This is a genomic window from Methylobacterium sp. UNC300MFChir4.1 (assembly GCF_900110155.1).
GTDB lineage: Bacteria > Pseudomonadota > Alphaproteobacteria > Rhizobiales > Beijerinckiaceae > Methylobacterium.
Window position 1 is genome coordinate 388,833 of record NZ_FOCS01000002.1, and the last position, 19,231, is coordinate 408,063.

Annotated in this window: 16 protein-coding genes; 8 read left to right on the forward strand and 8 right to left on the reverse strand. The window is 71.0% G+C overall.

The annotated features are described in order from the left end of the window. Positions 1–5: 5 nt before the first annotated feature. From BMY19_RS05195 to BMY19_RS05215, 5 genes are all read right to left on the reverse strand, one after another. Positions 6–893 (reverse strand): branched-chain amino acid ABC transporter permease, encoded by an 888-nt coding sequence (locus BMY19_RS05195; protein WP_100251067.1) that lies wholly within the window; start codon positions 891–893, stop codon positions 6–8. Between the two features lie 56 nt (positions 894–949). Next, complete coding sequence (locus tag BMY19_RS05200) at positions 950–2,170, reverse strand: ABC transporter substrate-binding protein (RefSeq protein ID WP_100251068.1); 1,221 nt, start codon at positions 2,168–2,170, stop codon at positions 950–952. 67 nt (positions 2,171–2,237) lie between these two features. Next, the gene (locus BMY19_RS05205) at positions 2,238–3,965 is read right to left on the reverse strand and encodes an acetolactate synthase catalytic subunit (protein ID WP_100251069.1); all 1,728 of its coding nucleotides are present in this window, start codon (positions 3,963–3,965) and stop codon (positions 2,238–2,240) included. Beyond that, complete coding sequence (locus BMY19_RS05210) at positions 3,965–4,981, reverse strand: NAD(P)H-quinone oxidoreductase (protein ID WP_100251070.1); 1,017 nt, start codon at positions 4,979–4,981, stop codon at positions 3,965–3,967. Before BMY19_RS05210 ends, BMY19_RS05205 begins: the two co-directional genes overlap by 1 nt. Beyond that, a complete protein-coding gene (locus BMY19_RS05215; protein ID WP_100251071.1) occupies positions 4,978–6,036 on the reverse strand; it encodes a zinc-dependent alcohol dehydrogenase in 1,059 nt (352 codons plus the stop codon). The genes BMY19_RS05210 and BMY19_RS05215 overlap by 4 nt, the downstream gene beginning before the upstream one ends. 112 nt (positions 6,037–6,148) lie before the next feature. On the opposite strand from BMY19_RS05215, the gene BMY19_RS05220 reads away from it, so the two are divergent. The 3 genes from BMY19_RS05220 (at position 6,149) to BMY19_RS05230 (ending at position 9,367) form a co-directional block, all read left to right on the forward strand. Continuing rightward, on the forward strand, positions 6,149–6,859 hold the full coding sequence (locus tag BMY19_RS05220; protein WP_026604719.1) for a GntR family transcriptional regulator: 711 nt from the start codon (positions 6,149–6,151) through the stop codon (positions 6,857–6,859). A gap of 138 nt (positions 6,860–6,997) precedes the next feature. Then, positions 6,998–7,300: a hypothetical protein gene (locus BMY19_RS05225; RefSeq protein ID WP_020091704.1), complete on the forward strand. Its 303-nt coding sequence runs from the start codon at positions 6,998–7,000 to the stop codon at positions 7,298–7,300. 399 nt (positions 7,301–7,699) lie between these two features. Continuing rightward, complete coding sequence (locus tag BMY19_RS05230) at positions 7,700–9,367, forward strand: methyl-accepting chemotaxis protein (RefSeq protein ID WP_100251072.1); 1,668 nt, start codon at positions 7,700–7,702, stop codon at positions 9,365–9,367. A 10-nt stretch (positions 9,368–9,377) separates the two neighbouring features. Here the strand turns inward: BMY19_RS05230 and asd are convergent, their stop codons facing one another. Continuing rightward, positions 9,378–10,289 (reverse strand): archaetidylserine decarboxylase, encoded by a 912-nt coding sequence (gene asd, locus BMY19_RS05235; RefSeq protein ID WP_100251073.1) that lies wholly within the window; start codon positions 10,287–10,289, stop codon positions 9,378–9,380. 32 nt (positions 10,290–10,321) lie between these two features. On the opposite strand from asd, the gene BMY19_RS05240 reads away from it, so the two are divergent. Continuing rightward, positions 10,322–12,013: an aminotransferase class III-fold pyridoxal phosphate-dependent enzyme gene (locus BMY19_RS05240; RefSeq protein WP_100251074.1), complete on the forward strand. Its 1,692-nt coding sequence runs from the start codon at positions 10,322–10,324 to the stop codon at positions 12,011–12,013. Between the two features lie 40 nt (positions 12,014–12,053). Here the strand turns inward: BMY19_RS05240 and BMY19_RS05245 are convergent, their stop codons facing one another. Further along, positions 12,054–12,665 (reverse strand): hypothetical protein, encoded by a 612-nt coding sequence (locus tag BMY19_RS05245; RefSeq protein ID WP_100251075.1) that lies wholly within the window; start codon positions 12,663–12,665, stop codon positions 12,054–12,056. A gap of 50 nt (positions 12,666–12,715) precedes the next feature. Next, complete coding sequence (locus BMY19_RS05250; RefSeq protein WP_020091710.1) at positions 12,716–13,402, reverse strand: class I SAM-dependent methyltransferase; 687 nt, start codon at positions 13,400–13,402, stop codon at positions 12,716–12,718. Between the two features lie 677 nt (positions 13,403–14,079). Here BMY19_RS05250 and BMY19_RS05255 point away from each other — a divergent pair. From BMY19_RS05255 to mqo, 4 genes are all read left to right on the forward strand, one after another. Then, the gene (locus BMY19_RS05255) at positions 14,080–14,874 is read left to right on the forward strand and encodes a lytic murein transglycosylase (RefSeq protein WP_056521389.1); all 795 of its coding nucleotides are present in this window, start codon (positions 14,080–14,082) and stop codon (positions 14,872–14,874) included. Positions 14,875–15,103: 229 nt separating this feature from the next. After that, positions 15,104–16,228, forward strand: coding sequence for a DUF2778 domain-containing protein (locus BMY19_RS05260; RefSeq protein ID WP_100251076.1), 1,125 nt, complete (start codon positions 15,104–15,106; stop codon positions 16,226–16,228). Between the two features lie 146 nt (positions 16,229–16,374). Continuing rightward, positions 16,375–16,923, forward strand: coding sequence for a lipocalin-like domain-containing protein (locus BMY19_RS05265; RefSeq protein ID WP_244534837.1), 549 nt, complete (start codon positions 16,375–16,377; stop codon positions 16,921–16,923). A gap of 557 nt (positions 16,924–17,480) precedes the next feature. Then, a complete protein-coding gene (mqo, locus tag BMY19_RS05270; protein ID WP_100251078.1) occupies positions 17,481–19,211 on the forward strand; it encodes a malate dehydrogenase (quinone) in 1,731 nt (576 codons plus the stop codon). The last annotated feature ends 20 nt before the right edge of the window (positions 19,212–19,231 follow it).

The following is a 19,231-nucleotide window of genomic DNA, read 5'->3' on the forward strand; positions in this document are numbered from 1 at the left end:
CTCCCTCACGGCGAGACGTGGGACAGCCGCAGCTGCCGCCCGAAGAGGCCCGAGGGCTTCAGGATCAGGATCGCCAGGAACACGCCGAAGACCGCGACCTCGCGCATGTCGGCGCCGACGTAGAAGCCCGTGACGCTGTCGATCAGGCCGATCAGGATCGCCCCGACGAAGGCGCCGCGGATGGAGCCGAGGCCGCCGAGCACGACGACCACGAAGGCGATCAGCACGAAGTAGGTGCCGCTGTTGGGCGAGGTCGGGTAGAGCGGCGCGATCAGCACCGCCGCCACCCCGACGCAGGCCGCGCCGATGCCGAACGTCAGGGCGTAGATCCGGTCGACGTCGATGCCCATCAGCTCGGCCGCCGCGCGGTTCTGGGCGACCGCGCGGATCGCCCGGCCCGTGCGGGTGCGCGCCAGGAACACCTGGAGCCCCGCCACCAGCACGATTGCGGAGCCGAGGATCACCACCTGCCCGAGCAGCACCCGGACCGGGCCGATCTCCAGCGGCTGGCGCAGGCCCGATGGCGGCGTGTTGGCGATATCGGCCCCGAAGACGAGGAGGGCGAGGTTGATCAGCACCGTCGACAGGCCCACCGTGGCGAAGATCTGGATGTGATGGTCGCCCGCGGCGAGCAGGGGCTGGATCAGGAACCGCTGGGTGAGGGCGCCCAGCAGGAACAGGACCGGCACGACGAGGATCACCGCCGCGAAGGGGTGCAGCCCGAGCCCGGTCACCGCGAGATAGGTCAGGTACATCCCGACCATCAGGAACTCGCCGTGGGCGAAGTTCACGACCTTCACGATGCCGAAGATCAGGGTCAGCCCGACGCTGACGATCGCGAACAGGCCGCCGAGCATCACCCCGTTGGCGAGCACTTGGAGGAAGACGTCCATCCCCGATCTCCGTGGACCTGCGTGACGGCGGCGCTGTTACCTTCGGAGACCTGCGGTTACTTGCGCATCTCCATGGGCGCGACGGCGGCGCTGTCGGGATAGACCGTGACGAGCTTGCCGCCCTGCCACTGCATGCCCATCATCGCGGCGCGCTCGTTCTGGTTGTTCTTGCCGAACTTGAACCCGTAGCCGACCGCGGTAACGCCGTCCTTCACGTCGATGGCCTGGACGGCCTTGACGATGGTGTCGGGCTCGAAGCCCTTCGCCTTGCCGATGGCCTCGAGGATGAGCTTGGCGCCGACGTAGTTGTTCAGGGAGTGCCCGGAGCGCGGGGCGCTCCCGTACTTCTTCTGATAGGCCGTGACGAAGTTCTCGATACCGGGCGTGTACTTCGTGTTGACGAGGTACTGGGTGAAATCCGTGTCGAGCACGCCCTCGATGACCTTGTGGCCGACCGCGTCGGCGGTGGGCTGCATCGAGTAGCCGCCGCCGCCGCCGATGATGGCGCCCGGCTTGAAGCCCGCCTCGTTGGCCTGCTGCAGGAACAGCACGGAATCGTTCTGGTAGGACGTCTGGAGCAGGACGTCGATGCCGCGCCCCTTCAGGTCGAGGACGAGGGAGGACATGTCGACCGTCGAAGCGGGGTAGCCCTGCGCGGTCACGACGTTGAGCTTGGCCTGGGCGGCGAACTTCTTCTGGAAGCCCGCCACCGAGGTGCCGTAGCTCGAATCCTCGTAGATGATGCCGATCTTCAGGTCCTCGGGCTTCTTGCCGAGCCCGGCGGCGACCTTGTTGACGATCATCTCCACCGCGAGCTTGGCCATGTCCTCGGCCGTCGGGTTGGTGCGGTAGAGATACTGCAGCCCGCGCCCGGTGACCTCCTCGGCCACCGCGCCGAGCTCGAAATACGGGATGCCGGACAGCTCGGCCACCTGGCTCGCGGCGATGGAGCGGGCGGACGAGTAGGAGCCGAAGATCGCCGCCACCTTCTCCAGGGAGATGAGGCGGCGTGCCTCGCCGATCGCCTGGTTGTTGTCGACGGCGTCGCCGCGGGCGAGCACCACCTTCTGCCCCTGGACGCCGCCGGCGGCGTTGATCTCGTCGACGGCGATCTCGACGCCCCGGGCGCTCTCCTCGCCGAGCAGGGCGAGCTGCCCGCTGAACGGGAAGAGCGCGCCGAACTTCACGTCGGCGGCTCGGGCCGTCGTCGGTCCCGCCGCCTGGGCCGCGGCGCCCAGCACGAGGGCGGCGGCGAGTGCACGCGCCAGAACTCTCATTGTTTCCTCCCGTGTCAGTCGTCGACCCGGCGCTTCGCGCGCCTTTCGGTCGGGTCAATCGTCGGCGTCAGTAGGCGAGGGCGTCCTTGCCCTCGAAGCTGGTGATCGGCGGGTAGGCGCGCTGGTCGGTGATCACGTCGATCACCGTCACGGCGCCGCCGGCGAGCGCGTCGCGCAGCGCCGGTGCGAGATCCTCGGGGCGCTCGACCCGCGTCCCGGCACAGCCGCAGGCCCGCGCGATGGCGGCGTGGTCGACCGCCTCGAAGTCGCAGACGTCGGTGAAGTCGCCGAACAGGCTCAGCTCCGCGTGCTTCTGGTAGCCGAGGATCTGGTTGTTCAGGACGACGACGATGACCGGCAGCCGCATGCGCCGCGCCGTCTCCAGCTCCGCCCAGACGTGGCCGAAGCCGCCGTCGCCGGTCACGCAGATCACAGGCGCGTCCGGGCGGGCGGCCTTGGCGCCGAGGGCGAAGGGCAGGCCCCAGCCGAGGCCCGCGATGCCGCGCGGCGTCAGGAAGCGCTGGCCGGCCTTCCGCGCCGTCAGGAAATTGGCGATCCAGATCGAGGCGTAGCTCGCATCGGCGACGACGACGGTCTCGGCGGTCGTGACCGCGTCGATCTCCGCCATGATCCGCTCCGGCCGGATCGGCGCGGCCTCCATGTCGACGAGGCGGGCCATGTCGCCGGCCTGGGCCTCGCGGGCGCGGGCGATCGTGTCGGCGAGCGGCGCGTGGCGGCCCTCCAATCCCGCGAGGTCGCGCTGCCGGAGCGCCTCGGCGAGGGCGGCGAGGGTCAGCTTGGCGTCGCCGACGAGGCGCAGGGCCTCGTAGTTGCGGCCGACCTCGCCCCCGTCGACGTCGAGATGGATGAAGCGGGCGTCCGCCGGGTAGAGCGACCAGCTGTCGGTGCCGTTCTGGTTGGTGCGGTTTCCGACGAGGAGGACGACGTCGGCCTCCGTGACGAGGCTGCGCAGGTGGGACGAGCGCGCCCGCGGCGCCATGAAGTACCCGACGACGCCGACGGAGAGCGGGTCGGTCTCGGCGACGGCCCCCTTGCCCATCACCGTGGTGGCGACCGGCAGTCCGAGACCCTGCAGGGCGGCGAGTTCCGGGTAGGCCCCGGAGGAATGGACGCCGCCGCCCGCGATCACGAGGGGACGCCGCGCGCCGGCGATCAGGTCCGCGGCCTCGGCGATCCGGGCCGGGTCGGCGACCGTGCGGTCGAGGGGGTAGGTGCCCAGGCTCGCCGACCGGCGCGGCGCGGCGGCCTCGAAGTCCGGCCGCTCGTCGAGGAGGTCCAGGGGCACCAGCAGCACCGCCGGCCCGGGCCGCCCGGAGGCCGCGGCCGCGAAGGCCATGTCGACGTAGTCGTCGATGCGCTCGGCGACCGCGACCCGGCGGACCCACTTGGCGACGCCCGCGAACAGGGCGAGGTGGTCCAGTTCCTGGAAGGCGTTCCGGTCGGTGAAGCGGCGGTGGACGTCCTGGACGATCGCCACGACCGGGATCGAGGCCTTCAGGGCTTCCGCGAGGCCCGGCACCAGCAGGGTCGCGGCGGGCCCGTTCTGGGCCGCGACCACCGCGACCCGGCCGGAGATCCGCGCGTAGGCGTCGGCCATGGCGGCGCCCGCGTTCTCGGTGCGGTAGCCGATCTGGCGGATGCCGTGGTGCGGCGCGGCCAGGAACAGCGCCGAGGGGATGCTCTGGCCGAACACGTCGCGGACGCCGTGCCGGTGGAGCGCGGCCGCGAGGGCGTGGGCACCGGTCATGTTGGCGCGCTCGGACATCTCGGACATCAGCGGCTCCCCTGCGCGGCGTCGCACATCGACAGGACGATCTTCCCGATATGCTGGCCCGCATCCATGCGGGCATGGGCCTCCGCGACCCGCTCGAACGGGAACACGGAATCGATCGGCGGCCGCGCTTGGCCCGCCGCGAGCAGCGGCAGGACGTGCTCGGCGAGGGCCTCGGCGAGGCGCGCCTTCAGGGCCACCGGCCGGGCGCGCAGCGTCGAGCCCGTGAGCGTCACCCGCTTCATCAGCAGCGGCTGGAAGTCGATCTCCGCCACCCGCGAGCCCTGCTGGAAGGCGATCTGCGCGATGCGCCCGTCGACCGCCACGGCATCGAGGTTGCGGGCGATGTAAGGGCCGCCGACCATGTCGAGGATCACGTCGGGCCCGCTCCCGCCGGTGGCGGCCCTGGCCGCGGCGACGAAATCCTCCCGCCGATAATCGATGGCCGCGTCCGCGCCGAGCGTCAGGCAGGCCGCGCATTTCTCGGGCGAGCCCGCGGTGACGATCACCCGGGCGCCCCGGGCCTTCGCCAGCAGGATCGCCGTGGTGCCGATACCCGAGGAGCCGCCGTGGATCAGGAGGCTCTCGACCGCCTGCAGCCGGGCGCGCTCGAACACGTTGCTCCAGACGGTGAAGTAGGTCTCGGGGATCGCCCCCGCCTCGACCGCCGGGAGGCCCGCCGGCACGGGCAGCGCGACCGCCTCGTCGACGACGGCCCACTCGGCGTAGGCGCCGCTATGGACCAGCGCCATCACCCGGTCCCCGATCCGGAAGCGGCCCGCGCCGGGCCCGAGCGCCTCGACGATCCCGGCGAGTTCGAGCCCGAGCACGTCCGAGGCGCCGGGGGGCGGCGGGTAGCGGCCCTCGCGCTGCATCACGTCCGGACGGTTGATGCCCGCGGCCTCGACGCGCACGAGCACCTGGCCCTGTCCCGGCTCCGGGCGCGGACGCTCGACGATCCGGAGGACCTCGGGACCGCCCTGTCCGTCGGCGATCACGGCTCGCATGCCCATGTTCATCGCTCCGTTTCCCGGCTCGCCGCCGCTTCCGGGAGAAGCAGCACCTTCATGGCCTGCCGGCTGCGCGCCAGCTCGAACGCCGCCCCGGCTTCCGCGAGGGGGCGGCGGTGGGTGATCAGCGCCGCCAGCGTCCCGGCATGCGCCGCGAGGAGCGCGAGCGCGGCGTCGAAGGCGCGCGCCGTCGTGTCGTGGGCCGCGCGCAGCTGCTTCTTGCTGCGCACGAAACCCGTCAGGTCGAGGTCGAGGGAGCCGGAATGGATGCCGGCCACCACCATCACGCCGCCCGAGCGCAGGACGGCCAACCCGTCACTGACCGACCGGGCGGAACCGGTCGCCTCGACCACCCGGTCGGCCTCCCCGTCGAAGGCGCGCCGGACGGCGTCGTCCAGGCCGATGTCGGCGAGATCGACCGTGTGACGGATGCCGATCCGCCGGGCGAGGTCGAGGCGCGCGGCGTCGTCGAGCCCGGCGAGCAGCACGTCCGCGCCCCGCTGCTGTGCCACGAAGGCGATGCAGAGGCCGATCGGGCCCGGCCCGAGCACCGCCACGCGGTCGCCGGGACCGACCTCCGCGACGTCCACCGCGTTGACCGCGACCGCCAGCGGCTCGGCCAGGGCCGCGACGGTCAGCGGCAACCCGTCCGGCAGGCGGCGGCAATTATCGGCCGGGACGACGACCTGATCGGCGAAGGCCCCGTCAGCGTGCAGGCCGACGATGCGGCGGCCCTGGCAATCCTGCGGCCGCGCGGCGGCGCAGGCCGCGCAGGCGCCGCACGGCACCGTCGGCCAGCAGGTGACCCGGTCGCCGACCGCGAGCGCGGTCACGCCGTCCCCCACCGCCCGGACCGTCCCGGAGAACTCGTGACCGAGAGTGACCGGCATGAACGCGGTCATGAACCCGTAGCCCGGGGTCCACTCGAAGGCGTGGATGTCGCTGCCGCAGATGCCGGCCGCGGCGACCGCGACGGTGACGCGTCCCGTGCCCGGGGCAGCGGGCGCATCGACGTGGACGAGGTCCGCCCCGAAGGCGGCGGTCGCCTTGCGCAACGCAAGCATTTCCGTCCCCTGTCTCCCGCCGAGCCTGCCGGCCCGGCGGCCTGCCTCGCGGCACGTGCCGTCGACGCTAGACGTAATTTGTTATAACAAACATCGGACGAAGGGGAGGAATATGTCAAGCGCTTCGGCGTCCGAACCGGAAACAGGCGATATCGTGCCGGACTGGGTCCGTCCGATCGTCAAGGAGAGCCTGAGCGAGCGGGCCTACCGCGAGCTGCGCGTCGCGCTGATGCGCGGGCAGTTGCGACCCGACACGCGCCTGCGGCTCCGGCCGATGTCGGCCCGGTTCGGCATCAGCGCGACCCCCATGCGCGAGGCCCTTCTGAGGCTCGTCGCCGAGAAGGCCCTCGCCCTCGACGCGCGCGGCAGCGTCGTCGTGCCCCGCCTGACCTTGGATCAGCTCCTGGAGATCCGGGCGATCCGCACCGATCTCGAGGGGCGTGCCGCCGCCGCTGGGGCAGCCAGCCGCGCGGCCGAGGTCGACGACCTCGAGGCGATCCACGCGCAGATCTCGCACTGTCACGCGAGCCGCGACTTCGCGCGGGCGGTGAACCTCAACACCGAGTTTCATCTGACGCTGTGCAGGCTCGGGCAGATGCCGATCCTGTACGAGATCGTGGAGTTGCTGTGGGTGCGCTGCGGCCCGATCCTGTCGCATCTCTACGATGACGGCGTCCCCGACTGGGAACCGCACCCCCATCGCCGCATCATCGACGCCCTGCGCCGCGGTGACCCGGAGGCGGCCCGGGATGCCGTGCGCGAGGACATCGAGCGCGGCGGGAGCGGCCTGTTCGCGCATGTCCGCGCGGCCGCCACAGGGTGATGACCGGCTCGCGGAGAGTCCACGAGCGATCGATCGATGGCCGAAGCAACGAGCCGACCTCGGCGGCCACGGCCCCGAAGGCGCCGGCGTAGATTGGCCCGCGGTTGCGGAACGCCGGAGCTCGATTATCGTGCGCCCATGCGCGCCGATCTCGCCGTCCTCGCTCTGGTCTTCGCCGCCACGGGCGCGCGCGCCCAGCAGCAGCTTCCGACCGTCCCGGAATTGCTGACGGCCGAGGCGAACGCCGCACGCGCCTGCGAGAGCACCGGCGATCCCGCCATCACGCGTGAGCAGTGTCGGCTGCGCGATCGGCTGAGCGGACGCCTGGCGCAGGCGGGCTATTGCTGGGGCCGCAAGGGGCAGGCGGACGAGAAGAAGGAATGGCACGCCTGCCAGCCGGACTCGATCTACGAGGATGATATCGAGGCCGTGCAGCGCTGAGCGGCAAACTTCGTCGTCGAACGCGGCCCGCCACCCGAAGGTCTGTACGCCGGGCTACAGCAGGACACCGTTCCGCAGAATCGACGGCGCTGTGCGCGAGTCGTAGCTGTGGTGCTGCGCCGCGTTCACGGAGCCGCCGGCATCGAACTGGACGCATCACCTGAACGCCCGCGCTTCAACGTCCATTCGAGGAACAGAATTGGCATTGCTCGCACGATCGGACCAATGAATAAGTCATTATCTCAATGAAACTGTCCTTTTTCCGATAAAACAGATCTTACGTGGTGAAATCTCCACGGCATCGCCGTCTCGAAGTACACGAAAATTCTTGAAACGCTCATGCAGAGTGTTAGACCGCCATCGTTGCTCGAGACTCCGACTACGATACGGTCGCCATCGATGATTCACACGATCAAAGGTAGGCTTTTCGCGCTTCTCGGGGTGCTGGGTACACTCCTCGTAGGATCAGCAGCGCTCAGCAATTACGCGCTCTACAAAGATTTCCGGGGCCTCGAATCGATCTACGCCGACAGGGTCATGCCGCTCAGCCAGTTCGGCGCGATGCGCGATGCCTTCGATGCCATGCTGACCGCGACGCGGGATTTCGAGTTCCACGCGATTCAGGCGGCCGAAGCTGTGACGATCCTCGATCGCCAGCTGGCACGGGCGAAGGAAGCCTGGTCCGCCTACCTGACCACGTACCTCACGCCCGAGGAGGCACAGCTCGTCGCGAGCCTGACGACGCGATTCGATCGAGACGTGGCGATCGTCACCGACCTCGTCCGCGCCTTGACGAAGGGGGACCTCAACGCTGTGACCGCGACCCGGATCGATCTGCTCCGCGCGATGGGTCCGACGACGGCGGCCATCGGCGAGTTGTCCGACCTGCAGGTCCGCGAGGCCCGCGCCGAGTTCGAACGCGCGGACGCGATGGCGCGGCGCCTGCGAGTCCTGCTCTTCGCGACACTCGCCGTGGCCGCGCTCGCGGTCGGGTACGGCATCCGCGTGATCCTCGTCCAAGTCACCCGCCCGATCGCGCGGACCACGGCGACGATGACCCGTCTCGCCGCGGGCGACCTCGACGTGCGGATCGACGGTGCGCACCGCGGCGACGAGATCGGCGCGATGCTCAAGGCTGTCCAGGTCTTCAAGGACGCGCTCGTCGCGAAGCGCGCGACGGATGCTGCCGCCGCCAACGAGGCGGCCGCGAAGGCGCGCCGCGCCGAGACGTTGGACAGCGCCACCGCGGCGTTCCGTGCCCGGATGGATCGCCTGACCGAGGCGCTGTCCGCCAGCGCCTCGTCTATGGAAGCCGCCGCCGCGACGATGGACCGGAGCGCCGGCGAGACCGCGACGCAGCTGCTCCAGGTGTCCTCGGCGGCCGAGCAGACAGCGGTCAACGTTCAGACCGTCGCGGCGGCCGGCGAGGAACTGGCCACGCCGATCGGGTCCATCAACGGCCAGATCACGCGCTCCTCGGACATGGCCCGGCGCGCGGCCACTGAGGCGTCGGAGACGAACACCCTCGTGATGAGCCTCGCCGACGGCGCCGAGCGGATCGGGACCGTGGTCAGCCTGATCGCCGGGATCGCCGCGCAGACGAACCTGCTCGCGCTCAATGCCACCATCGAGGCGGCCCGCGCCGGGGAGGCGGGACGCGGCTTCGCCGTCGTCGCCACAGAGGTCAAGGCGCTGGCGGCGCAGACCGTCCGGGCGACCGAGACGATCTCCGAACAGGTCGCGACCATTCAGAAGGAGACCCACCGCGCGGTCGACGTCATCCAGGCGATCACCGCCGCTGTCCTGGACCTTCGGACCATCGCCACGGGCGTCGCGGCCGCGATGGAGGAGCAGGAGGCGGTGACGCAGGAGATCGTGCGGAACGTCAGCCAGGCCGCCGACGGCACCCAGGCGGTCACGGTCACGATCGGGCGCATCACGCAGGCCGCGGGCGAGACCGGCCGGACCGCGGCCGCGGCCCTGGACGCGGCCACCGCCCTGTCGCGACAGTCGGAGACCCTGAACGCGGCGGTCGCGGAGTACCTGGCGGCGGTGCGGGCCGCCTGAGGCGACACGCTCAGGGGCCGGGCGATCCGGGAAGCGGTGGCAGCCGCATCAGGGGCTCGCCGACCCGCAGGATCGATCCGACGGCGAGCCCGGGGCAGAGCGTGAAGCCGGGCGGCGTCAGCACCACGATGGTGGAGCCGTGCTCGAACCAGCCCATCTCGGCGCCCTTCGCGAGGCGCGCCGCGGTGGGCAGGGTCCGTCCGCCCGTCTCGCGCAGGGCGAGACCCTCGGGCAGGAAGCCGAGCCGCAGCCCGGCAACGAGGATGGCCGCCACCGGCACCAGCGTCACCGCGTGGCCGCCCTCCGCGAGGCGCAAGCGCAGGACGGCGCGCTCGTTCCGGCAGAACAGCGCCTCGACGCGTTTCAGGGCGATCGGGTTCACGTTCCAGGTGTCGCCCCAGATATGCCGCACCGCCTCGACCCGCAGGTCGTGCGGCGCGTGGAATCGGTGGTACATCCCGGCCGTCAGGCGCAGGGTGGCGTAGCTGCCGCCCTCGTGGGCGCGCGCCAGCGCGACGTCCCCGCCGAGCAGGTCGGCGAGCGGGTAGGACAGGCCCTTGATCTGGAGCAGGCGGCCGGCCTCGATGCGCCCATGGGCCCCGAGGATCGCGTCGCTGGGGCTCGTGAGCACGGCCGGATCGGCCGCGATCGGCCGGGCACCGGGACGCAGGGCGCGCACGAAGGCGGCGTGGAGGCTGGGGAAGCGTGTCTCCCGCGCGTCGCGGAGGTCGACGTCGCAGAACAGCCGCCAGGTCGATATCGAGAGGTCGCGGATCAGCGGCTGCTCGATCCGGCTGAACCAGCCCATGAAGCGGGTGGCGAGACGGCGCGGCAGGCGGTTCGTCAGCAGGAAGTTGAGATCCTCCTGCGCCCCGACACGCGCCAGGACCGTCCGCAGCCGGGATCCGGAAACCGTCATCATGCCGTGAACCGCCTCCGGTAGGGCGCGGGGCGATGTCCGCGCTCCTCGTCACCCTGTCCGCCACCACCGTCGCCGCGGTGCTCGCCCTGCCGCGGGCGGCCGAGCGCCTGCAGCTCTCCCGGGCGAAGCATCGCTCGCTCACCGGCCACGCCCGCATGGCCCGGCGCGTCGCCGGGCTGATCCCGAACTACGCCTACTCGGAGCGCGCCTTCTTCCGGTCGGACGATCCGGACGAGGCGGTGGCGCGCCGGCGCGAGGCCGGCTTCGCGCGGCTGTCCGACCTGTTCCGGGCGCGCTTCGCCCGGACACGCGCCGAGACCGAGGCGGTCCGCGACGGGCTCTCGGATCTCCAGTTCACCGGGCTCTACCGGGTGCCGTTCCAGTACGCCCGGCACGTGCGCGCCCATCTCGGCACCGGCGCCTTCGCGGCCGCCGCCGCCGGCGTCACCGTCACGGACCTCGACGGCAACGTCTTCTACGACCTCGCCGGCTCCTACGGCGTGAACCTGTTCGGCGTCGATTTCTATCGGGCCTGCCTGGAAGAGGGGGCGGCGCGGGTCTCGGCCCTCGGTCCCGTGCTCGGGCCGCTCCACCCGGTCGTCACCGGCAACGTCGCGCGGCTGAAGGCGATCTCGGGCCTCGACGAGGTCTCGTTCCACATGTCCGGGACCGAGGCGGTGATGCAGGCCGTGCGGCTCGCCCGCTACCACACCGGCCGCCGCCGGATCGTCCGCCTGTGCGGCGCCTATCACGGCTGGTGGGGCGAGGTGCAGCCGGGCATCGGCAACCCGGTCCCGACCCGCGACACGCTCACCCTGGCCGACATGTCCGAACGGACGCTGCGGGTGCTCGCCGGCCGCCGCGACGTCGCCTGCGTCCTGGTCAACCCGCTCCAGGCGATGCACCCGAATGCCGGCGCGCCGGCCGATTCCGCGCTGGTCGACAGCGGCCGCAGGGCGTCCTTCGACCGCGCCGCCTACACCAAATGGCTCCACGACCTCCGGGCGGTGTGCAGTGCCCGCGGCATCGTGCTGATCCTCGACGAGGTCTTCCTCGGCTTCCGGCTCGCCCGCGGCGGCGCGCAGGCGTATTTCGGCCTGCGCGCCGACATGGTCACCTACGGCAAGACCCTGGGGGGCGGCCTGCCGGTCGGCGTCCTCTGCGGGCGCGCCGACCTGATGCGCCGGTACAGGGAGGACCGGCCCGTCGACATCTGCTTCGCGCGGGGCACCTTCAACGCCCATCCCTACGTGATGGGAGCGATGGGCGCGTTCCTCGACCGGCTGGACAGCCCGGCGGTGGCCGCACTCTACGCCGACCTCGACGCGACCTGGGACGCGCGCGCGCGTCACCTGAACGCCCGGCTGGCGGAGGCCGGCCTGCCGGTGCGGGTCGCCAACATGTCGACGGTGTGGACGATCCTGTACACCGAGCCGTCGCGCTACAACTGGATGCTGCAATTCTACCTGCGCGCCGAGGGGCTGGCCCTGTCGTGGGTCGGGACCGGCCGGATGATCTTCAGCCTCGCGTACGACGACGCGGCCTTCGAGGCCGTGGCGTCGCGCTTCGAGGCGGCGGCGCGGGCCATGCGGGCGGACGGCTGGTGGGACGGCGGCGCGCCGAGCAACAGGGCGATCCGCCGGTCGATCCTGCGGGAGGTCGCGGCCATCCGTCTGGGCGGCCTCGGGGCCCGCCTGGGCCTGCGGGCACCGGATAAGGGCTAATCCGGCGCGCCGGGCGACGGGCCCGGCGCGCGACCTATGCTCAGGCGCCGCGCTCGTGCGGCTCCCGCTCCTCGACCAGCTCGCCGTGCAGCAGGGCCAGCGGCGCCTTGTGGTAGAGCTTGATGTCGTGGAACGGGTCGGTGAGGATCTTGGTCACCCAGACGAGGCCGGTCTGGATGTCGCGCTGGACGAAGAGCTGCACCATCCGGAACAGCAGGCCGGCGAGCGCCAGCCACAGCCAGATCCAGCCGACGTTGCGGATCAGGTCCGCGGTGCTCTGGTGCGGCGCGATCAGGCCGAACAGGCTCGGGTCGAAGTAGAGCGGCAGGGGCGACAGGGCCCAGATCGCCAGGAGCACGACCTTCCGCTGCAGGTTGTAGCCGACCTTGATCTCCTCCTTGTGCTCGTGGGTCGCGTCGTTGACGTGGTCGTAGCCCTTGGGCTCGAAGAACAGGTGGCCGGCCTGCCGCGAGGTCATCGCCACCAGCCAGCCGATCAGGGCCGCCGTGGCCGGATCCCTGAACGCCAGGGCGTAGGCGACCAGGAAGCTGATCGCGCTCACCACGTGCAAGCTCTGATTGACGCGGTTGTGGTGATAATAGCGGTGGTCGTCCCAGCGCTGGACGCGCAGTGCCTCCCGAAAACTCGCCATGATGTGGGTCCCCGATCGATGGTGGTGGGTTGGTCGAAGCTGATGCGCGTTCAGGCGGCGCGCTTGCGCAGGCGCAGCAGGGAGAAGTGGCCGAGCGGCGGGAGCGCCCGGCGCTCGACGATCTCCACCGGCGCGCCGGCGGCCCAGGCCGCGTAGCGCTCCCAGGCGAACTCGGTCCGCCATCCGAGGCGGCTCGTCACCGGAGCGAGGGTGCGCTCCACCGCGCGCCGCAGGCCGGCCTCGGCGCCGATCCGCGTGGTGATCACGATCTCGCCGCCGGGGCGCAGCACCCGGGCGAACTCGTCCAGCGCCGCCTCTGGATTGGGGACAGCCGTGACGACGTACTGCGCCACCACCACGTCGAAGGCGGCGTCCGGGAAGTCGAGCTGCTCGGCGTCCATGACGGCGAGGCGCTCCACGTTGCGCAGACGCAGCCGCGCCACGCGCTGACGCGCCTTCTCGAGCATGGGGGCCGAAATATCGATGCCGACGATGCTGCGGGCGCGCCTGTAGGCCGGCAGCGACAGGCCGGTGCCGACGCCGACTTCCAGGATGCGGCCGCCGATCCGTTCGGCGGCGGCCGCCGCCAGGGTACGGCCCTGCGCGAAGACGGGCCCGAAGACCAGATCGTAGACCGGGGCCCAGCGGCCGTAGGCCTTGGCGACGCCGTCGCGGTCGAGATCGGGCCCGAGCGTGCCCGCGCGCGAGGAACCGGTGTCGTGCATTCCGAGGGCCATGGGCGTCCTGTCTCGTTGTCGGCTAGGTCGGCCCGACGGCTCGCCTCGACCGTCGGCTGCAGGTCTGAGGCAGGCGTTCACCAGCTCAGTTCGCGTCACTGCGCGTCCGCTTGGTCAGACCAAGATCCGGCCAAGGGCTCGCGCTTGTCCGCCTCGAGAGCGCCGAGCGGCGTCGCGACAAGGCAGGGGGCGATCACAATGGGCGAGGGAGGCGGGATCTCGATCGTGCCACGCCGCCCGGATCATCAACGACCCCACGCCGCCTCTCCGCAGAAGTCTTTCCGCCGGCAAAGCTATGTCGTTCGTTTGACAAGCTTGTGACATATCCGTCAAACACGCCAACGGCCATTCCATTTGCTGGCAAAATACTGATGTGCCGCGCGCCACATCTATGCACGAGGGGTGATTTGCGACCCTTCGAGCTACCTGATCTTGCCCGTTGACGAACGCCTCGGCCGCGCATCGGCCGTGCTTCGTCTTCTCGCACACGCGGTGTTCACGATGCTCCGAACACCCTGCCGTTGCGGCCTCGTCGCAGATCCCGAGATGCGCGATGATTTGAGGGCGGGAAGCCTGCAGGTCGCGCCTTCGACATTTTCTCGCCCTGATATCGACGAGATGTGACCCGGTATCCCCAGCAGGACAGGGCGCGACGACGCGCCGAAGGAGTGTTTCGCGTGATCGAGAATTTGCGGCGTCAGACCATCGCGGTCGCGGCCATCGCCGGGATCGCTCTCAGCGCCGGGCAGGCGCAGGCCGCGCAGTGCGGCAACACCGCGGCCGGCTTCGATGCGTGGAAGCGGCAATTCGCCGAGGAGGCGCGCGGGCGGGCCAGCGCGGCCAGCCTCGCGGCGCTGCAGAACACCACCTACTCGACCGCCACCATCTCGGCGGACCGGGGGCAGCACAGCTTCAAGCTGTCGCTGGAGCAGTTCCTCGCCAAGCGCGGCGGCCCGACCATCGTCAAGCGGGGCCGCGCCCTGAAGCAGCAGAACGCGGCCCTCTTCGACTCGATCGAGCAGCGCTACGGCGTTCCGCCGGGCCCGCTCCTGGCGATCTGGGGCATGGAGACCGGCTTCGGCGCGGTGCGCGGCAACGTCAACACGCTCTCCGCGGTCGCGACGCTCGCCTACGATTGCCGCCGTTCCGAATACTTCACGGACCAGCTCTACGCTGCGCTGACCCTGGTCGATCGCGGGCTCCTGACACCGAATACCCGCGGCGCGGCGCACGGCGAGGTCGGGCACACCCAGTTCCTGCCGAAGAACGTGCTGGCCTACGGCACCGGCGACCTCAACAACGTCGGCGCCGCCCTGTCGTCCACGGCCAATTTCCTCAAGGCCCATGGCTGGCGAGCCGGCGCCGGCTACCAGCCCGGCGAGCCGAACTTCGCGGCGATCCAGGGCTGGAACGCGGCGCCGGTCTACGAGAAGGCGATCGCCATCCTCGGGCGCCAGATCGACAACAATTAGCAGTATCTCGGCCTCGAATAGACCGAGACGTATTGCGAGAACTGCGGCGGCGCGCCCGAAAATGGTCCCGATCGAGCCAAGATCGACCATCGCATCGCCCCAGAAAAGCCGGCCCGACCCCGCTGTCTCACGCTGAGCGGGGCCGGTCCGCCCGTCGCGGATCCGCAGCCTGTGCGGAGGGCGGCAGCCGGCAAGCCCCGCCTCGCGACGAGGAGCATGGGCAACCGCGATGGCTGTCGAATCCGTGCCGCTGGACGGCCTCAAGACCCGGAACGCGCGCAGCACGTGGCTCGCGCCCCTGACGGTGCTCACCGGCGCGGTGACGCTCGCCGCCCTCGGGGGCAGCGTCCTGCATCGCGCCCCGGTCCCGGTAACCGGCATCGAGAACGCCCGGACGGAAGCGCCGGTGCCCGCACCGTCCGCGGAGGACAGGGCCGAGACCGCCGCCGCCGAGCCGGAGGCCGCCGAATCGCCCGAGCCCGGTCGCGACGCCCTCGGCAATTCGCAGTCACGATGGGCCTGGAATCAGATCGCCCCACCCTCGCTGACGCCCGAACCCGTCCCCGAAGGCGCCGATGCCGGCGCCGACGCGCAGCCCGGAACGCAGGTCACCGAGACACCGCTCAGCGCGATGGTGGTCCCGCTGCCGATCCCCCGTCCGCCCGAGTTCCGCGGGCCCGCGGGCACCGCACTCGCCCGGCGGTCCGACCGGCGCATGGCGCGCCGCGAGATGCCGCCGGCGGCTCAGCCTATCCCCCAACCCGAAGAGCGCTCGTTCATCGAGAAGCTGTTCGGCATCGAGCGCGGACCGGCGCTGGCCTACACGGCGCTCGAGAGCAAGCCGGCCGACGTCGCGCCGCCGCAGCAGCGCGTCTCGCCGCCGCTGGCCCCGGCCCGGGATCCGGGCCCCTCGGCCGGCATCGCGGTCTACAACATCGCCGCCCGGACCGTGACCCTTCCGAACGGCGAGCGCCTGGAGGCGCATTCCGGCCTGGGCGAGGGGATGGACGAGCCGCGCTTCGTCAACGTCCGGATGCGCGGCCCGACTCCGCCCGGCACCTACGATCTCACCGAGCGCGAACGGCCCTTCCATGGCGTGCGGGCGATCCGCCTCACGCCGGTCGGCGGCAACGAGGCGGTCTACGGCCGTGTCGGCCTGCTGGCACACACCTATATGCTGGGCCCGCGCGGCGACTCGAACGGCTGCGTGTCGTTCCGCGACTACGACCGGTTCCTCCAGGCCTTCCTGCGCGGCGAGGTTCAGCGGCTGGTGGTCGTCAGCGGCACGCAGGACCCGCTGCCGAGCCTCGCCGCCGGCACGGTCACGACCCGCATGGCCCGCAACGGCGGCTGACGACGGCTCGCCCGCGGCAACGGCCGCAAGCGCGCAGACGGTCTACCAGCACTGCTCGCGCGGCGCTTGGAACGCGCCGTGCCGGCCCGCAGAACGCGGTGGCGGCGCGTTCCGGCGCCGCGACACGCGAGTCCCCGGTCCAGACCATGCCCGCACAACGATCGGCCGCCGCGGCCGTCCGTACCCTCCTGGCGCTTTCCGGTCTCCTGGCGGCCGACTTGGCCTGGAGCGCCTCCGCGCCGGACCGCGTCGGCGCGGCGGTGGTCGGGGCGCGCTTGGCGGACCGGATCGTCGGCACCTGGGAACTCGTCTCCTACAAGGTCGAGGACAAGGAGACCGGCACGTTCGTCGACGCCATGGGCGGCACGCCGCGCGGTCGCGTCATCTTCACCAAGGACGGCTGGGTCGCCTTCAACCTCGAGGGCAGCGCCCGCACGCCGGCGACCACCGACGCCGAGCGGGCCGCGCTGATGAAGACCCTCGTCGCCTATATCGGCCGCTACCGGATCGAGGGTGACCAGTGGGTCACCAGCGTGCAGACCGCGTGGGCGCCCGAATGGGTCGGCACCGAGCAGCGCCGCACCATCCATATCGAGGGCGACTACGCCGACGTCACGACTCCCTGGCGCGTGATGCCCAACTGGGATGACGGCCGCCTGTCGCGCAGCATCATCCGGTTCAAGCACATCCCGTAGCGGCGCGCCTTCGCCCGGTCCGTCGCGTCGAGCGACGGACCGGGCGACCGATCGGGCGACCGATCGCGGCCAGTCTATCGGCGGGTCGCCGCCATGCGCGCCGGTCGTCGCGACGGACTGACAGGATGGCGGCGATTGCAACCCTGGCAGTAATTGTCCTTTCAGGCCCCGTCCTCTATGAGGCCACCATCAATCTGCTGAGCCAAGCCAGCCAGCATCTTCCCGCCCACCCGGCAATCGCGCCACCGCGCGAGCGAGGTCTTGAACCGGTGATCCGTTCTCCGGCGAGATCGCGCGCCTAGGCGGAGGGAAGGCCTCTGCGTCGCGCGAGCGCGCCCCGTCGTCCCACGATCCGTGCGGCTCGGGGACGACGGACGCGATGCGGGCCAGGGCAGGACCGTCGTGCCGGGTCGCGCGAGACCGCGAGCGTGCCGCGACGGGAACGGGGAAACGATCCGGAAGGCCGGACGGGCGGGATTCGCGCCCGTCGCATCGAGTGTCTTCCGTACGCGCGGCGGCCGATCGGGCCGTGCGGTACGCAAAAGCGGGATCTGCCCATGCGTGGCGACGACGAGACCCAACACCGGCGCGACCGCCGGGCCGCGGACGTGCTGCCCCTGAGCCGGCGGCGGCTCCTCGGCACGGCCGCCACCGGCTTGGCGCTGGCGGCCCTGCCGGGCGCGCTGGCCCTGGCCGAGGGCGCGGACAGCAAGGTCGACGTGCTGCTGATCGGCGGCGGGATCATGAGCGCGACGCTGGGCGTCTGGCTGAACGCGCTGGAGCCGAACTGGTCGATCCAGATGGTCGAACGGCTGGATCAGGTCGCCCTCGAGAGCTCGAACGGCTGGAACAACGCCGGCACAGGACACTCGGCCCTGGCGGAGCTGAACTACACGCCCGAGAAGAAGAACGGGCAGATCGAGATCGCCAAGGCGGTGGAGATCAACGAGGCGTTCCAGGTGACCCGGCAGTTCCTGGCGCATCAGGTCAAGACCGGCGTGGTGACGGACCCGCGCGCCTTCATCAACTACACGCCCCACATGAGCTTCGTCTGGGGCGACGACAACATCGCCTACCTGAAGAAGCGCTGGGAGGCCCTGAAGGCGAGCCCGCTCTTCGCCGGCATGGAGTACTCGGAGGATCCCGAGCAGCTCCGCAAGTGGGTGCCCCTGATGATGGAGGGCCGCGACCCGAAGCAGAAGGTCGCCGCCACCTGGTCGCCGCTCGGGACCGACTGCGAGTGGGGCGAGGTGACCCGCCAGTACGTCGCCCACCTGCAGAAGCAGCCGAGCTTTAACCTCCGGCTCTCGACCGAGGTCGAGAGCATCACCAAGAACGGCGACGGCTCGTGGCGGGTGACCGCCAAGAACCTGAAGGACGGGACGCGCCGGACGACCGACGCCAAGTTCGTGTTCATCGGCGCGGGCGGCGGTGCCCTGCACCTCCTGCAGAAATCCGGCATCCCCGAGGGCGACGAGTATGCCGGTTTCCCGGTGGGCGGCTCGTTCCTGATCAACGACAATCCCGAAGTCGCCACGCTCCATCTCGCCAAGGCGTACGGCAAGGCGTCCGTGGGTTCCCCGCCGATGTCGGTGCCGCATCTCGACACGCGCGTGATCAACGGCAAGCGCGTGATCCTGTTCGGGCCGTTCGCGACCTTCTCGACCAAGTTCCTGAAGGAGGGCTCGTACTTCGACCTCCTCAGCTCCACGACCACCAGCAACATCTGGCCGATGATGAAGGTCGGCGTCGACGAATTCCCGCTGGTCGAGTACCTGGCGGGGCAGCTGATGCTGTCGGACGACGACCGGATCGCGGCGCTGCGCGAGTACTTCCCGAAGGCCAGGAAGGAGGAGTGGCGCCTCTGGCAGGCGGGGCAGCGTGTCCAGATCATCAAGCGCGACCCGAACAAGGGCGGCGTGCTGAAGCTCGGCACCGAGATCGTCAACGCCAAGGACGGCAGCATCGCGGCGCTCCTCGGGGCCTCGCCCGGCGCCTCCACGGCGGCGCCGATCATGCTGCAGGTGCTGGAGAAGGTCTTCGCCCAGAAGGTCGCCACGCCGGAATGGCAGGCGAAGATCCGGGAGATCGTGCCGAGCTACGGCACGAAGCTCAACGACGATCCCGACCGTGTCGCGCGCGAATGGACCGACACGAGCGCGCAGCTCCAGCTCCCGACCCCGCCGCAGATCGACCGGGCCGTGCTGAAGCCGGTCTCGACCGGCAGCACCGTGCTGAACAGCAGCGCCACGCCGGTGAAGGAGCCGGTCCACGACCTCGCGCCGTGAGCGGCGCATCCCGGGGCGCC

What these genes read in the sequence shown, in the direction of transcription:
- BMY19_RS05200 (WP_100251068.1), bottom strand. Translation starts at nt 2,170, where the DNA reads ATGAGAGTTCTGGCGCGTGCACTCGCCGCCGCCCTCGTGCTGGGCGCC.
- BMY19_RS05240 (WP_100251074.1), top strand. Translation starts at nt 10,322, where the DNA reads ATGTCCGCGCTCCTCGTCACCCTGTCCGCCACCACCGTCGCCGCGGTG.
- BMY19_RS05245 (WP_100251075.1), bottom strand. Translation starts at nt 12,665, where the DNA reads ATGGCGAGTTTTCGGGAGGCACTGCGCGTCCAGCGCTGGGACGACCAC.
- asd (WP_100251073.1), bottom strand. Translation starts at nt 10,289, where the DNA reads ATGATGACGGTTTCCGGATCCCGGCTGCGGACGGTCCTGGCGCGTGTC.
- BMY19_RS05225 (WP_020091704.1), top strand. Translation starts at nt 6,998, where the DNA reads ATGCGCGCCGATCTCGCCGTCCTCGCTCTGGTCTTCGCCGCCACGGGC.
- BMY19_RS05220 (WP_026604719.1), top strand. Translation starts at nt 6,149, where the DNA reads ATGTCAAGCGCTTCGGCGTCCGAACCGGAAACAGGCGATATCGTGCCG.
- BMY19_RS05260 (WP_100251076.1), top strand. Translation starts at nt 15,104, where the DNA reads ATGGCTGTCGAATCCGTGCCGCTGGACGGCCTCAAGACCCGGAACGCG.
- BMY19_RS05230 (WP_100251072.1), top strand. Translation starts at nt 7,700, where the DNA reads ATGATTCACACGATCAAAGGTAGGCTTTTCGCGCTTCTCGGGGTGCTG.
- BMY19_RS05210 (WP_100251070.1), bottom strand. Translation starts at nt 4,981, where the DNA reads ATGAACATGGGCATGCGAGCCGTGATCGCCGACGGACAGGGCGGTCCC.
- BMY19_RS05250 (WP_020091710.1), bottom strand. Translation starts at nt 13,402, where the DNA reads ATGGCCCTCGGAATGCACGACACCGGTTCCTCGCGCGCGGGCACGCTC.
- BMY19_RS05195 (WP_100251067.1), bottom strand. Translation starts at nt 893, where the DNA reads ATGGACGTCTTCCTCCAAGTGCTCGCCAACGGGGTGATGCTCGGCGGC.
- BMY19_RS05205 (WP_100251069.1), bottom strand. Translation starts at nt 3,965, where the DNA reads ATGTCCGAGATGTCCGAGCGCGCCAACATGACCGGTGCCCACGCCCTC.
- BMY19_RS05215 (WP_100251071.1), bottom strand. Translation starts at nt 6,036, where the DNA reads ATGCTTGCGTTGCGCAAGGCGACCGCCGCCTTCGGGGCGGACCTCGTC.
- BMY19_RS05265 (WP_244534837.1), top strand. Translation starts at nt 16,375, where the DNA reads ATGCCCGCACAACGATCGGCCGCCGCGGCCGTCCGTACCCTCCTGGCG.
- mqo (WP_100251078.1), top strand. Translation starts at nt 17,481, where the DNA reads ATGCGTGGCGACGACGAGACCCAACACCGGCGCGACCGCCGGGCCGCG.